General features: G+C 46.4%; 1 protein-coding gene. It reads right to left on the bottom strand.

Annotated features, from left to right (window positions below):
* Window positions 1-39: 39 nt before the first annotated feature.
* Window positions 40-579, bottom strand: coding sequence for a phosphatase PAP2 family protein (locus tag R8N47_RS25435; protein ID WP_318186135.1), 540 nt, complete (start codon window positions 577-579; stop codon window positions 40-42).
* Window positions 580-686: the final 107 nt, after the last annotated feature.

Below are 686 nucleotides of genomic sequence, written 5' to 3'. Positions count from 1 at the left end.
GAGGCTTTTTCATTCGATTCATATATCTAACTCATATCCTTACCAACGATAAGTGATAGAGATACCCGCATCCTCACTGGTCACCCAAGGTACAAGCTGTACATTTTCGTCATACGCATCAGTAAAAATATAAGCGCTCAACGTGCCTAAAGCCGCGCCTTCCAACACGGCTCGCCAGTAGTGTTTCTTGGCTTCAACACGGCCGACGCCCACTAACGCTGCCATGCTGTATGCAGGAAGTCCGGCTTCCCATCCATAACGCAAGTAAAGGTTGGTCGCAGAAGCAAATGCGTTTGCAGTGTGGTTGGATGGAAAGCTGTCGTTGTCACTTTTATCTGGGCGTTCTGCATCGATGGTCTTTTTACCAATCAAACCAACACCAGAAGCCGTGCCAATGCTCAATCCTGCTTGCCAGAACCCTTCCCAATCGCCTTTATAAGCTGGCACAGCTGCAGCGGTTGCCACTAAACCGTAAGTGCCAATATCCGTTAGAACGTCCCAGTCTTTTTCGCTCATCGCATTAACCGACTGACAGCACAGTAAAGATGCCACACCTACTACACGTATTGTTTTCTTCATTAATACAACCAATTACATTTAAACCGCGCGCAAGTTATCACACTTGTTGGTTTTATTCGATAAGGCAAACACCCTAATAGCGTGTAGAGATAGGAAACCTGAAGATA

This window comes from Vibrio sp. 2132-1, assembly GCF_033344315.1.
Note: the sequence above shows the minus strand (reverse complement) of the source record. Positions and strands in the feature narration are given on the sequence as shown.

What these genes read in the sequence shown, in the direction of transcription:
- R8N47_RS25435 (WP_318186135.1), bottom strand. Translation starts at nt 579, where the DNA reads ATGAAGAAAACAATACGTGTAGTAGGTGTGGCATCTTTACTGTGCTGT.